Source organism: Acinetobacter sp. Tr-809, from assembly GCF_011753255.1.
Classification (GTDB): domain Bacteria; phylum Pseudomonadota; class Gammaproteobacteria; order Pseudomonadales; family Moraxellaceae; genus Acinetobacter.
This window is the reverse complement of the sequence record NZ_VWVZ01000007.1, coordinates 155,806-170,077: the sequence shown is the minus strand read 5'-3', so window position 1 is coordinate 170,077 and position 14,272 is coordinate 155,806. Positions and strand designations below refer to the sequence as shown.

The following is a 14,272-nucleotide window of genomic DNA, read 5'->3' as shown; positions in this document are numbered from 1 at the left end:
CCTCAATTACCACTTTTTGAAATGATATGTTAATAGGGATGGTGTTTGCCTGAAAGCTCGGTAATGATCATAGGGTGATCGTAGCCGTATCTCACCTATCTTTTTGAAAAATTGACTGTTTCACGAATGGAATGAACAGCCATGTTATCTAAGTTTTTTATTCATCGCCCGATCTTTGCTGGTGTACTGGCAATCATTGTCATGGCTGTTGGTCTGTTTTCAATTTTAAATTTACCGGTAGAGCGTTATCCAGATATCGCACCACCGCGAATTACTGTCGCTGCAAATTATAGTGGGGCAGATGCACAGGCAGTTGAAGATAGTGTTACCCAAGTTTTAGAACAACAAATTAAGGGTATTGACCATCTGCTGTATTTCAACTCAAGCAGTGATGCCAGTGGTAATAGCCGAATCAGCCTGTTCTTTGATCAGGGTACAGATCCAGATCAAGCACAGGTGCAGGTACAAAATGCGATTAATGGTGCGATCAATCGCTTACCTGAAGATGTACAGCGACAGGGTGTAAATGTACGGAAATCTTTAAGTGATTCGTTTATGGTGATTGGTCTTGGAGATAAGTCTGGGCGTTCAACCAATTTAGATATTTCAGACTATTTGACCAACAATTTTGAATTGAATCTAAGTCGAATCGAAGGGATTGGTGAGGTTAGTGTATTTGGGTCACAATATGCCATGCGTATTTGGCTTGATCCACAGCGTCTAGAGCGTTATCAATTACAAGTCAGTGATGTTCGTTCAGCAATTGAAAATCAAAATACTCAAGTTGCGGCAGGTGCGATTGGTGATCTACCGACAACTGATCAACAGTATCTCAACGCTAAGGTTACTTCGGGCTCTTTATTACGAACACCTGAACAGTTTGAAAATATCATTGTCAAAGCCAATACAGATGGCAGCTTTGTCTACTTAAAAGATGTGGCACGGGTTGAGGTCGGTGCAGAAAATTATCAAGTCTTCAACCGTTTAAATGGCTATCCAGCATCAGGGCTTTCACTGTCCTTGACTGTAGGGGCCAATGTGATGCAGGTGGCCGATGCAGTATATAAGGAAGTGGCGCGTTTAGAGAAAGACTTACCAGAGGGCTATTTTGTGGTCTACCCACGAGATGATACGCCTTTCGTGAAAGAGTCGATGTCGCAAGTGGTTTCCACCTTGATTGAAGCGATTGGTCTGGTTGTCTTGGTAATGTTTATCTTTCTACAAAATTGGCGGGCCACATTAATTCCAGCAGTTACCGTTCCTGTGGTGATCTTAGGGACTTTTGCTGTTCTCGCTGTGCTAGGGATGAGCATCAACACCCTAACTTTGTTTGCAATGGTGCTGGCGATTGGTTTGTTGGTCGATGATGCGATTGTGGTAGTCGAGAACGTTGAACGGTTGATGCATGAGCAGCAACTCAGTGCCAAGCAAGCCGCGATTCAATCGATGCATGAAATCAGTGGCGCCTTGGTCGGGATTACCTTGGTGCTTACGGCTGTTTTTATTCCAATGTCCTTCTTTAGTGGTGCAACGGGTATTATTTACCGTCAGTTCTCCATTACCCTTGTAGTCGCAATGGGGTTGTCTTTATTGGTCGCATTGATTTTAACACCAGCCTTATGTGCGATTTTGTTAAAGCCTCAACAGAAACAGGCGCGTTGGGCGGTCAGGTTCAATCAGGGATTGGACTATATTAAAACCCGCTATCTCAATGTTTCACAAAAAGTGATTAATTTAAAGACCATTTCACTGTTGGGTATTGTGTTGCTGATCGGCAGCTTTATCTGGATTTATCGTGATCTACCAACCAGTTTTTTACCACAAGAAGATCAAGGGATATTAGGCGTGCAATTCCGTTTGCCAGAAGGCACGCCGATGAGCAAGACTGAAGAGGTTGGAAAGCAAATTTCAGATTATTTCCTTGAACATGAACAGGCCAATTTGAATGGTGTAATGGTCATTCATGGGCGTAACTTCTCAGGAACAGGACAAAATTTGGGTCAGGCCTTTGTTTCATTGAAACATTGGAATGATCGCAAAGGTAAGGAAAATAGTGCGCAAGAAATTCGTGCGCGAGCAATGAAGTATTTTTCAAAGAATAATCAAGCTCGGATTATGGTGTTGATGCCTTCGGTAATTCGTGGCCTTGGGAATTCAGATAAAATGGAGTTTTGGCTACAGGATACCAAAGGCGTAGGGCGAGAAAGTTTGTTGAACTCTTTCAGGAGCCTACAGCAACAGGGCAACGCTTTAGATTCGGTTGAGAATCTCGATAAAAAAGGCAATGATGATCAGGCTGTGCTGAATATCAAGATTGATCATAAAGCTGCCATGATTCATGGGCTGAATGTGAGTGAAATTAACCGCACTTTATCGACTGCATGGAGTGGTAGCTATATCAATGATTTTATTGATCGTGGACGAATTAAACGTGTCTACTTACAAGGTGATGCACCTTATCGTTCTAAGCCAGAAGATCTGAATTATTGGTATGTCAAAAATGCCAATGGGCAAATGGTACCATTCTCGCAGTTTAGTCAGATTAATTGGCAAGGTGCTCCTCCGATGTTGGAGCGTTTTATGGGCTATCCTGCTATTAGTCTGGAAGCAGATGCAGCTACTGGCTTCAGTAGTGGTCAGGGCATGCAGGCAATTCGTGGTCTGGTGGATAAAATGCCTGATGTTGGTCTGGCATGGAGTGGTTTGTCTTATCAGGAACAGGAGTCAAGTAATCAGGCGATTTGGTTATATCTAATTTCGGTTGCCTTTATTTTCCTATGCCTTGCAGCACTGTATGAAAGTTGGTCGATTCCCTCTGTGGTCATGTCGGCCATTCCGCTCGGGATTGGAGGTACGATTCTGTTTAGTTATTGGTTTGGTTTTGCCAATGATATCTACTTCCAGATTGCGCTACTCACAACCATTGGTCTGTCTTGTAAAAATGCGATTTTAATGGTCGAGTTTGCTGCGAGTCTGCAACAACAAGGTCGTAGCGCATTGCAAGCTGCTTTAGAGGCAGCTGGGCTTCGACTCAGACCAATTTTAATGACTTCAATTGCATTTGGTGCAGGCGTGATTCCATTGATGTTCTCTAGTGGCGCTGGCGCATTAAGCCGACAAGCGATTGGCTATAGTGTGTTTGGTGGCGTTGTTTTCGGCACCATTTTGGTACTTATTTTTATTCCATTCATGTATGTACTGGTAAGAACCACATTTAAACCGAAGACAACAGTTGAAGCTACTTAGAGTTGGTTAAAATCAGCAGCAGAAATGAATCATTGGTTCCTCTAATAAAGGTTCGAATTGTTCATTTTTGTTGTCTAAGTTGAGAATATAAAAAAATATTTGTAGTATTGCCGTGCCGTATAAGCGGCCTAATGAGGTTTGATTCCCTAAATGGACACGCAGAGTTGTAGTTTATTCCAAATTACACATTTTTATATTGATCAAAATCTGAATGAAGTTCTCTATTCGACCGTAAAATAATACGCCGTGTTTAGTTCTTCATTGCAGATATTTTGTAGTGAAGAGGCGAATATGAGCTACAACAACTTTTTATATTTATTAAGCGACGCACTTAAAAATAATCATATTGAACTGGCGCTTGCATCAGTTGAAACATTTCAAGCAGTCGATATCGCAGATCTATTGACACAGCTCTCGGCTGAACAAAGTCAATTGCTGCTCACGCATTTACCCGATCGGGCCTATGTATTTTCATATCTTCCACCAAGTGAACAAGTCAAACTGGCTCAAGCCATGCCTAGAAATATTTTGGCCGAAATGATAGGGGAAATGTCATCGGACAAACGTGCTGACGTTTTTAAGTGTCTCGATGAAGAACAACAAAATGCATTGTTACCAGCCTTGGCACAGGCGGAACGCGAAGATATCCGCCAACTGTCGTCTTATTTAGAAGGGACGGCTGGTGCGATCATGAGTTCAGAATATGCGACTTTAAAACCAAATATGATGGTCAATGACGCGATCAAAATGCTACGTCTTGAAGCACCAGATACCGAAATGATCTATTTTGCTTATGTGCTCGACGAAGCACGTAAAATTCTTGGGGTCTTATCTTTAAAGCAGCTAATTCTTGCACCTGAAGAGCAGAATATTAATGAGCTGATGGAAACCAATGTTTTAACCGCTTATGTGGATACAGACCAAGATGAAGTAGCAAAAACCATTGCACGTTATGACTTGCTTGCCTTGCCGATTATTGATCATCACCAGATGATGGTCGGCATTGTCACCTACGATGACGCGATGGATGTGGCCAGCGAAGAAGCAACCGAAGACTTCTTAAAAGTCGGTGCGGTGAATGCCTCATCTAAACTGAGTATTAAGTCTGCACCCATTTTGCAACTTTATCAGAAGCGTGTTTTTTGGCTAGTTTTCTTGGTGTTCGGCAGCTTGTTGTCAGGGATAGGTATTGCCCACTATGAAGATGTGATTGCAAAAAATCTGGTGTTGGTATTCTTCTTACCGTTATTGGTGGGAAGTGGAGGGAATGCAGGTTCACAATCATCAACGCTTATGGTACGTGCTTTAGCAACGGGAGATGTACAATTTAAAGACTGGTTTCATCTGTTAGGACGAGAAAGTCTGGTGGCTTTATGCCTAGGTGGAACCATGGCTATCGCTGTATCACTATTGGGTTATTTCCGTGGTGATGAAATGGTGGCTTTGGTATTGGCGCTGAGCATGATGGGTATTGTACTCATGGGCTGTTTGATTGGAATGAGTTTACCTTTCATTTTAAATAAAGCGGGACTTGATCCTGCCAGCGCATCGGCACCCTTGGTGACCTCAATTTGTGATGCGACAGGTGTGCTGGTGTATTTATTTATCGCATCGATGATTTTATTCTGATTGGTAATAATAATTGTACCGACAAAACGGAAAATCTGCTTTATTCTCAAGCATAAACATGGTTTTTAGGTTGAGTGAATGACTGCTCCAACAGAACAAAAAAAATTAACTCAGCAGCAAGCAATTGCTGTCGAACGTGATTTAGCAAAATTTGCCAATACCATGGACAGTTTGGTGCGTATTCCTTTCACCAAACAGGGGGTCGGAGCCGATGCTGCACTGAGTACCATTCCTTTTGCAGGTGATATTGCTGGCTTTATTTTAACGCTGTATGCGTTTAAAAAGGCGAGGGAGATAGGTGTACCACAGCATAAATTGAAGGGTGTGGTCAGACTGGCTATTATGGATATGTTGGTGGGTTTTGTACCGATTGTCGGCACATTATTTGATGTATTTATCCGTCCGAGTCGTAAGACGCTTGAAATTGTACATGACCATATCCGTGAGGAATATCAAGTACACAGCGATATTCATGTGGTCCATCCATTCTTACATGAGTCGCTTGAGCAGAAGCAAAAAACCTCAGCATTTTGGCGTAATCCAATCGTGAGCTGGATTTGGTTGCGTATCCCAGATTTATTGGGCATCGCGGTTCTAATTTTATTGGGCATCGCGGTTTGGGCAGGCTTCAGTTATCTGTGGCAGTTTTATCAATCTTTCCAAGCACCCTAGATTTTTAAGCAAAAATAAAGCCTCCATCACGGAGGCTTTATCATTTATCTGATACTGATTATTGAACATTTAATTGCTGTAATGCAGCAACACGTTGTTCAATTGTTGGGTGAGTTTGGAATAAAGCAGCTAAGCTAAAGCCTTGTTCCTTACCTTCCGCAATCGCAAATGCTTTCATTTCTTTCGGCATTTGATCTGGCATTTCTGATTCTGCTTGTAAACGAAGTAGAGCAGAGATCATCGCTTGTTTACCTGCTAAACGTGCACCAGCTTCGTCTGCGCGATATTCACGTTGACGAGAGAACCACATCACGATGGCAGAGGCCATAATACCGAATACGATGTCGAGTACGATGGTAATGGCAAAATAAGCAAGTCCTGGTGCTTCACCATCTTCACGACCAAATACATTACGGTCAATGAAGTCACCCGCAATACGTGCAAAGAACATCACGAACGCGTTGACTACACCTTGGATCAGTGCAAGGGTAACCATGTCACCATTGGCAACGTGACCGATTTCGTGCGCGAGTACTGCACGAAGTTCATCTTTGTTCATACGCTCTAATAGCCCTGTAGAAACAGCTACTAATGCGTCATTTTTATTCCAACCTGTCGCAAATGCATTGGATTGGTAAGAAGGGAAAATACCCACTTCAGGCATGTTAATACCTGCACGTTGAGATAATTGCGCCACTTCTTGTAATAACCAAGCTTCTGCTTGACTACGGGGTGCATTTGGGTCAATTAATTCAGTCCCAGTGGTTTTTTTAGCCATCCACTTCGACATGAACAGGGAAATAATAGAACCCACCATACCAAAGACAAAACAGACGACTAAAAGGTTGCCTAGATTCAAGCCCCCTGCGCCATGGTAACTACCGACACCGAAGAGTGACAAGATAATGCCAGCTACAACCAGTACCGCGAGGTTGGTTAGCAAGAACAAACCAATCCGCATCATTGAGAAAATCCTCTTATAAAGATAAAGTGATCTGATTTATAAATTATAAATCATAACGCTAATATGCAGGGCGAACCCTAAAAATTCAAGCAAAAAATAGGCGTAGATACATTTAGCCTATAAAACGATGAATTGGCTGTGAAACAGGGACTTAAAAGCAATTTTGTATAAAATATTACACAAAAATCATTCTGTGAGAATTGATGGTCTTAACGCTTAGTCACTCAGACGGATTCGAGCAGAAGCAGTGGCATTCGTGGTGGTATAGGTCCCAGAAGGTGCATCGGTAAAGGTACCATCGGCAAGGGTAATAATTTGACGGTTATATTGTTTTGATACAGTAGGTGCCGCAACAGTGTCATTTACTGGTGCAGTGTAATTTTCCGATTGAGCCACGATTTGCCCGTTAGAAGGGGTATTTACTGAGGTATTTGGTGATGTTCCTAAGCTTGAAGCATAAAGATTTTGATAACGACTGGTGACACGACGTACATAATCTTGAGTTTCACGAAATGGAGGGATGCCACCATACTTGTCGACATTACCTTCACCTGCATTATAGGCAGCGATTGCTAATTGGGTATTGCCATTAAAACGTTTGATTAACCAACTTAAATAACGTGCACCTGCAAAAATGTTCTGTTGAGGATCGTAGGCATTACTGACGTTGAAACGACGTGCAGTTGCAGGCATGAGTTGCATTAGACCCTGAGCGCCGACAGGAGAACGTGCATTAATATTAAAGCCTGATTCAGTATGCATCACTGCTTTAATCAGACCTTCTGAAACACCGTGCTGTTGTGCTGCTTGGCGAATTAGGTGGTCGAATGCATTTTTATTACGATTGTAGCTTGGTAGCACAGAAGCTTCACTTGCCCCCCAGTTACTATAGCTATGGATATTACTGTCAGGGTAATAGGTTGCTTTGACGACTTTTAAATGGCTGTACTCTGCTTTTTTCTTATTGGTAAGGAGAGTCGTCCCATTATTGTCTTTAAATTGGTAAATAGTCTGCCCAGCATAACTTGACGTTACGCCATTTAAAAAACCGATTGTCCCCAAGTAAAGGGCAAAAAAATAAGTTGTTTTGTTCATCGTTATAATATTCACGAAAGGATGAGCATAAGTTCTTCACAGCAGTGTAACAAAAAAAAGTAAAAAAAGAACTTTCGCTACAATTTTTTTATTTTCGGCTGTCAGACAAAAATCAAGTCTTTTTGTTCGAATGTTCAGCAAAAAAAATTAAAATATTTTTTTTAAAAACTAAGTCTTGACTTATGTAAGTCATTGATTTTGTTTTTATAAAATCATTGGTTAAAAAATGATCAATTTAATCAGAAGCCTTATTCTAAGATAAAAAGAGTTTGTCAATAGCGAAGAAATCCACAAATTTATCCACAGCTTTTGTGGACAACTGTGGAAAAGTTTGAAATATAAGCAATCCAGCGGAATCTAAATTTTTTTGATCAGAATTTTACCAGTATGAAACTCAAATATGACGATTGGAAGAAATTGAAAAATTCTTTAGATGCGCATTTTTTCTGAATGAGATAAAATCTTGCGGGTATTTTTGTTTATGAGTAAATCACGTCTATGTACGCGCCAGTGGAATCCAACCAAGGATTTAATTTCAAGCCAGAACTTCCGACAAGTTCAGCGTATTATCGCTTGTTGAAAAAGCTTCGTCGTCAGGTTGGGCATGCAATTCGTGATTACAACATGATCGAAGATGGTGATAAGGTCATGGTTTGTGTGTCTGGTGGTAAAGACAGCTATACCTTACTGGATATCTTGTTGCAGTTTAAACGGATTGCACCTATCAATTTTGATGTTGTGGCTGTCAATCTGGATCAAAAGCAACCTGGCTTCCCTGAAGATATCTTGCCGCGTTATATGGAAGAGAACAACATTCCATATTACATCCTTGAAAAAGATACTTATACCATTACCAAACGTTTAACACCTGAAGGCAAAACTTACTGCGCAGTATGTTCTCGTTTACGCCGTGGTTCGCTGTATGGCTTCGCTCAAGAAATTGGTGCAACCAAAGTTGCATTAGGTCATCACCGTGATGACATTATGGCAACTTTCTTCTTGAACTTGTTCCATGGTGGTAGTTTGAAGGCGATGCCGCCAAAATTACTTTCATCGGATAAAAAGAATATTCTGATTCGTCCTTTGGCTTATGTCGAAGAGAAAGACATTATCAAATATGCGGATTTACGCCAGTTCCCAATCATTCCGTGTAACTTGTGTGGCTCACAAGAAAACTTACAACGTGCCATTATTAATGACATGTTGCGTGAATGGGATAAGCAGCATCCAAAACGTTTACACAGTATTTTTGGTGCCTTACAGAATGTGTCTCCGTCACAATTGGCGGACCGTGAGCTATTCGATTTTGAAGCGTTGGATGCCCAACGTGAGTTTGATTTGAAAGACCCAGAAGAGCTGAAAAATCGCTTGGATGTGGTCAATCTGAGTTTTGCTGCTGAGTAAAGTGTAAAACTTTTTGAAAAGGTACTTGTTAAGTACCTTTTTTTTATAAAAATTTTAAAAATTGAATCACGCGTACAAAAAATCATAGCCTAAAATAAAAATTACATGCTATAACAGGGCACGAGCAAATTGCTTCATGAGATGTCGTCTGGATAGATGGCACAAGAAATTGAACAAATACATTTGAGGAATAATCATGGCTGCATTTTTAACTGATGATTGGTTTGCAACTGTTGAAAAACTTACTGCTGAAGCAGGTGATTTAAACTTGCCGCCAGCACTTGCGAATTTAGCGATTAACTTGGTTGTAACAGATGCAGCTGGTAATACAGAGTTGGCTTTAGATGCTGGTAAAATCCAAAAGGGTTTATCTTCAAATGCTAAAACAACTTTGAACATGGATGCTGAAACTTTACGTAAAGTATTCTTGGAGTTTGATATGGCTGCTGCGATGCAAGCATTCATGACTGGTAAAATCAAAGTACAAGGCGATATGTCTCAGCTTATGGCTTTACAAACAGCCAAGCCAAGCCAAGAGCAAAAAGATTTATTCAAGAAAGTACTTGAGCTTACTGCTTAATTCTTTCCGAATAAAAAAAGCTTACCCAGAGGTAAGCTTTTTTTATATCTATTCAGTTAGACATCGATACGGCTATTGGTTTTGAGATGCTCTAAATAGGTACGAATACGCGTTACATATTGTACGGCTTGTTTATATCGACCATTTCGTGCTTGGTTACGCTGTAAATAGTCATATAAATTGACCCACTGATTTGGATCTTTGCCTTGTGCACGAATTCGTTTCTGAATCTGGCTGACTGCACCAGGGCCCATATTGTATGCAACCAAGGCATACCAGTTACGGTCTGGATAAGGCACATTGCCAAATTGATCTAACATCAGATCAAAATATTTCGCGCCACCTTGAATACTTTGCAGTGGATCTGAGCGATTGCTTACCCCCATTGCTTTGGCAGTGCTGTTGGTCAACATCATTAAACCACGTACACCAGTGGGAGAAACTGAGCTTGGTTTAAGATAAGACTCTTGATAGCCAATTGCTGCGAGTAAGTGCCAATCTAAATTGTATTTAGATGCGCTTTGTTTAAAACTTGCCTTATAAATCGGCAAGCGTTGATTCAAATCTCTTTGAATCGTAGACCAAGACTCTGGTTTAACCACATTGCGGTTATAGAATGAGGCCAATTGTTGAGTTGTACCCGATTGTTTGCTTTGACAGATAAAACCACTCGCTGTGAGTGTGAGCGGATCATCAGCTTGTTTAAACACCCAGTTTAACTGAGGATTTAAACCATTTTTGCTTAAGCTTGCTTGATCACCACAACTTGCTGAAAATGAAACCAGTTGTTTATTTTCAATCGCAGCCAGATTGGCTGTTGTCATGGCAATGTTCGCTTTACCTTGAGCAACCCATTTCAATGCCGTGGCATTGTCAGGAACGGTTTTGAAATCAAGCTTTACATTTAAGCTTTGTGCGTAATTACGCACTAAGTCATAACCAAAACCATGTTGGAATTGACCGTCTTTAAAGACCGTGGTTGGACTTTCAACTGCAACTACAGTTAAAACGTTGGTATTCACAACCGTATTGTATTGATGTGATTTTTCAGCATTCAAGCTATTGAAAGGAAGGATTGCAGCTCCTAACGCTAAAACTTGAAAAGGTCGTTTGGAAGATAAAGAGTTAAGGCTAGGCCTCGACCCAGAACTTGAATTACTGTGCATGTTGTCTCCGCTACAGGTAATTTATGCCCAAAAAGTTCAGCAAAACACTGCCTTAACTTTTAAAAGTTGATAAATTCAATAAGGGTGGGCAAGTCATGAACGTCATTCAGTAATGACATTGAGTTAAAGGGAAAGATGGTGCAAATGTTTCACAACATTTACAAAGTGTATAAAAAATAAACAAAAATAAACTTAGGGGCGCATATTAAGCGTCAAAACCAAGAATGTCAAATTTTGCACAATAAAAAATTGAGAATTACATCACAAACCTATGATTTGGAAAAGAATAAAATTTATACACTTTAGCGGTGGCGAAATAAGGAATACAATGCAAAAACTTGTAAATGGACTGTTGTATTAACGTATTTGGGCTTATGAAATCGAATTTAATTACACGTACTGGACATGATCTTTTGGTCGCAGAGCTAAAAAAGCTATGGCATGACGAACGTCCTGAAATCACTAAAAAAGTAAATTGGGCGGCAAGCCTTGGCGATCGTTCTGAAAATGCAGACTATCAATATAATAAACAAATACTTAGAAAAATAGATCGTCGAGTTCGATACTTGGGAAAACGTTTAGAAGAATTAAAAATTGTCGATTATGTGCCTGAGCAGGAGGGAAAGGTCTACTTTGGTGCTTGGGTAGACATTGAAAATGATGCAGGGGAGCAAAAAAAATTGCGTCTCGTGGGTATTGATGAAATCTACGATCATCATCCACAACATATTTCGATTGAGTCACCCATGGCTCGTGCTTTACTTGGGAAACAAGTCGATGATGAAGTTGAGGTACACACGCCATTGGGCAAAAAACTGTGGTATATCAACTCAATTCGCTATGAAAAACCTGAAAATTCTTAAAATTACAGCAGGTTGATTTTATTTTGAGCGGTTGATGCATTATTTTGAATAAAAGATTTGCCAAGTTGAACTTTTATTTATATGATAGCCGCCATTGGAAGCGTGGCAGAGCGGTTTAATGCACCGGTCTTGAAAACCGACGAGGGTGTGAGTCCTCCGTGAGTTCGAATCTCACCGCTTCCGCCAAATACGAAAAAGCCCTTATGAAAATAAGGGCTTTTTTATTTCGCTGTGTTTTAGATTAACAGTTTAGTTGCAATCGCCCACATCATAAGTCCAACAACAACATCTAGAATTCTCCACGAACTTGCCTTTTTAAACCAAGGCAATAAAACTCTGGCGCCATAGCCTAAAGCGAAAAAGAAGATCCATGAAGAAAGTATGGTTCCAGCTGCAAACAAGTACAGATGATCTGCAAACTGAACTGAAATCGAACCAACCAGAATCACGGTATCTAGATAGACATGTGGGTTTAGCCATGTGAAGGCCAAACACATACCAATAATTTTAAATAGTGAGTCTTTTTCAATTTCACTGGGGTTAAGTGCTGAGCTATTATTTATAGCTGAATAAAAGTTTCTAAGGCCATATAAAAATAGAAAAGCAGCACCAAAGTACTTGGCAATGGTAACGATCAAGGGGAAGTCAATCACGATTTTTGAAAAGCCCATGACCCCTAAATAAATCAAGATAGAATCTGAAAGCGCACAGATCAAACAGACCCAAAAAACATGTTGTTGCTTTAAGCCTTGTTTTAGAACAAAAGCATTCTGCGCACCAATGGCTAAAATTAAAGAAAAGCCAATACCAAGCCCATAGAAAAATGCAGTCATATTTTGGTTCCTCGATCTTATAGGGGTGTGTTGGCTTTGGCTGGGAAAGAACTTACAGATGCTTAGGCAAAGGCAGTCCGTCTAACGCTTAAATCAAGTGTTAGATGCTTTTTTCCATTAAAAAATTTACTGTTTGCTATTATCTTTTTTTATTTATAAAAGTCAGTAAAATTAAGATTGTTTTGGTTTGGCTAAATTTTTTTAAGGTTTTATATTGAATACTAAATAAGGTGAAGCATCTTTTGCTATCGCTGGAAAGGGATATTTTGAACAGACTGCTATGAGGCATTCAGAATAAAAGCCAATGGCTTGTACGTTGGACTTTAGCTACAGCATTATTTAGCTGAGATTGATATAACTGAATAAGTGTTTAGATGTTGGTTTGTGCAACAAAGTTGCTTAAATATAGTTGTCCGAATTACCCCCCTTGTTTTTCAATTATTGCCCTTACTTTCAGAATTTTTTTAGGTCAAAATTATAAACAATCGACACAGGACGTGTTCGAGGAATATCCAAGCAAAAATTTTAAAAATAATGAAGTGAGTCAGGCATGGACCTCAATCATAATATTCAAGGTGTAAATAGCCTGATGCTCGGCAAAACAAGGAAAGTGATTGCGCTCGGTTTTGCGACACAGGGTCTTGGCTACGCGACCGTGATGACTTCACTCCCCACGATAAAAAGTCGATTCAGACTTTCTGATGATCAGTTATCGCTGATTATTCTGGGGGTATGCATTGCAGCAGCGCTCGGTTCAATTTTAGCTGATCGTATCGCAGTCAAGCTTGGCTCACGACTGGCCGTTGTGACTGGTTTTATTTTTGAAGCCATAGGAGTAGCAGTTGCGGCATTTAGTCCCAATATGATCCTCATGATTGCCAGCTTTTTGCTTTATGGGCTTGGACTAGGCTGTTTAGATGCGGCACTAAATATGCAAGCAGTTATGATGGAGCAACGGCTTGGTAAAAGTGTATTTGGTGGTTTCTTTGCTTGTTATACCGCAGCTGCATTTTTAGGGGCATTAATTATGTCAGCCACAGTTTCAACTGCACTCGGAGCAACGACAGCATTATGCATTGCAGTGGTGATCGCATTTATCACCTCTCAGCTCTCTAGACACTGGTTATTTCAGCAAAAACAATGCTCAGAAATAAATCCTCAAGAGAAACCTGCAATTCCATATCAACAACTTCTTATTTTTGGGCTGATTATTTTGATCCTGTTTACTGTCGATTCTGCAATCAGTACATGGAGTTCAATTTATCTCAAAGATGTCTTGGCAAGTTCGGCAACGATTGCTCCTTTGGGTTATGCCGCTTATCAAATTGGAATTTTACTCACCCGTTTAAGTCTTGATTATTTACTGCAATTTAAAACAGCGACATGGATTGCCTTGGTCACGCTCCTGATTGGAGCATTCGGATGTGCATTGTCTGGAATAAGTCATTCATTAGTGACCGTTATTTTGGGCTTTGCATTGGCTGGTGTTGCAGTAGGCGCTTTGGTTCCACTTACATATTCTGCTGTAGGTCGCTTGGATGAAAGTCGACGCGATGAAATTATTGCTCGTGTTAATATTTTTAATTATGGCGGTGCAGTAGCAGGTGCGGTCATCGTTGGGCTGTTGGCTACACCTTTTGGTTATGCGCCGTCCTTTATTGGTTTGGCATTTGCCTTACTCAGTATCATTTATTTGAGAAAAAGACTGGTTTAATCTATATCAATCAGGACAAAGCTATTTTGTGTTGGTAATGATCATCTTTTTTTATTTTTAAAATTTAGTTAAATTAAGGTTGTTTTGATTTTTCTAAATTTTTTTA

The 14,272-nt window shown here is 40.3% G+C and carries 11 protein-coding genes and 1 tRNA gene; 8 read left to right on the top strand and 4 right to left on the bottom strand.

Annotated elements, in window-relative coordinates; translation table 11 throughout:
* The first annotated feature begins 141 nt into the window (after positions 1-141).
* The 3 genes from F3J02_RS15905 to F3J02_RS15895 all read left to right on the top strand — a co-directional run bounded on the left by F3J02_RS15905 (position 142) and on the right by F3J02_RS15895 (position 5,547).
* Positions 142-3,246, top strand: a complete 3,105-nt coding sequence (locus F3J02_RS15905) for an efflux RND transporter permease subunit (protein ID WP_167250824.1) — start codon at positions 142-144, stop codon at positions 3,244-3,246.
* A gap of 291 nt (positions 3,247-3,537) precedes the next feature.
* Positions 3,538-4,875 (top strand): magnesium transporter, encoded by a 1,338-nt coding sequence (mgtE, locus tag F3J02_RS15900; protein ID WP_167250823.1) that lies wholly within the window; start codon positions 3,538-3,540, stop codon positions 4,873-4,875.
* Positions 4,876-4,953: 78 nt separating this feature from the next.
* On the top strand, positions 4,954-5,547 hold the full coding sequence (locus tag F3J02_RS15895; RefSeq protein ID WP_167250822.1) for a DUF4112 domain-containing protein: 594 nt from the start codon (positions 4,954-4,956) through the stop codon (positions 5,545-5,547).
* 58 nt (positions 5,548-5,605) lie between these two features.
* Here F3J02_RS15895 and htpX read toward each other — a convergent pair whose 3' ends face one another.
* Entirely contained in the window at positions 5,606-6,511 is a 906-nt protein-coding gene (htpX, locus tag F3J02_RS15890) for a protease HtpX (RefSeq protein ID WP_167250821.1), read from the bottom strand.
* Between the two features lie 216 nt (positions 6,512-6,727).
* Positions 6,728-7,606 carry a lytic transglycosylase domain-containing protein gene (locus F3J02_RS15885; protein WP_171526153.1) on the bottom strand — a complete coding sequence of 293 codons (879 nt, stop codon included), beginning with the start codon at positions 7,604-7,606 and terminating at the stop codon, positions 6,728-6,730.
* 498 nt (positions 7,607-8,104) lie between these two features.
* Here F3J02_RS15885 and ttcA point away from each other — a divergent pair, with 498 nt between their 5' ends.
* Positions 8,105-9,010: a tRNA 2-thiocytidine(32) synthetase TtcA gene (gene ttcA, locus F3J02_RS15880; protein ID WP_167250819.1), complete on the top strand. Its 906-nt coding sequence runs from the start codon at positions 8,105-8,107 to the stop codon at positions 9,008-9,010.
* A 196-nt stretch (positions 9,011-9,206) separates the two neighbouring features.
* Positions 9,207-9,590, top strand: coding sequence for an SCP2 sterol-binding domain-containing protein (locus tag F3J02_RS15875; RefSeq protein ID WP_004801562.1), 384 nt, complete (start codon positions 9,207-9,209; stop codon positions 9,588-9,590).
* 56 nt (positions 9,591-9,646) lie between these two features.
* On the opposite strand, the gene F3J02_RS15870 is transcribed toward F3J02_RS15875, so the two are convergent.
* A complete protein-coding gene (locus F3J02_RS15870) occupies positions 9,647-10,756 on the bottom strand; it encodes a transglycosylase SLT domain-containing protein (protein ID WP_005208108.1) in 1,110 nt (369 codons plus the stop codon).
* 374 nt (positions 10,757-11,130) lie between these two features.
* On the opposite strand from F3J02_RS15870, the gene greB reads away from it, so the two are divergent.
* Together greB and F3J02_RS15860 are read left to right on the top strand one after the other, a co-directional pair.
* Entirely contained in the window at positions 11,131-11,619 is a 489-nt protein-coding gene (greB, locus tag F3J02_RS15865) for a transcription elongation factor GreB (RefSeq protein WP_167250817.1), read from the top strand.
* A 96-nt stretch (positions 11,620-11,715) separates the two neighbouring features.
* Positions 11,716-11,805, top strand: a tRNA-Ser gene (locus tag F3J02_RS15860).
* Between the two features lie 50 nt (positions 11,806-11,855).
* Here the strand turns inward: F3J02_RS15860 and F3J02_RS15855 are convergent.
* Positions 11,856-12,452, bottom strand: coding sequence for a LysE/ArgO family amino acid transporter (locus F3J02_RS15855; protein ID WP_159882427.1), 597 nt, complete (start codon positions 12,450-12,452; stop codon positions 11,856-11,858).
* A 550-nt stretch (positions 12,453-13,002) separates the two neighbouring features.
* Here F3J02_RS15855 and F3J02_RS15850 point away from each other — a divergent pair.
* Entirely contained in the window at positions 13,003-14,166 is a 1,164-nt protein-coding gene (locus F3J02_RS15850) for an MFS transporter (protein ID WP_167250815.1), read from the top strand.
* Positions 14,167-14,272: the final 106 nt, after the last annotated feature.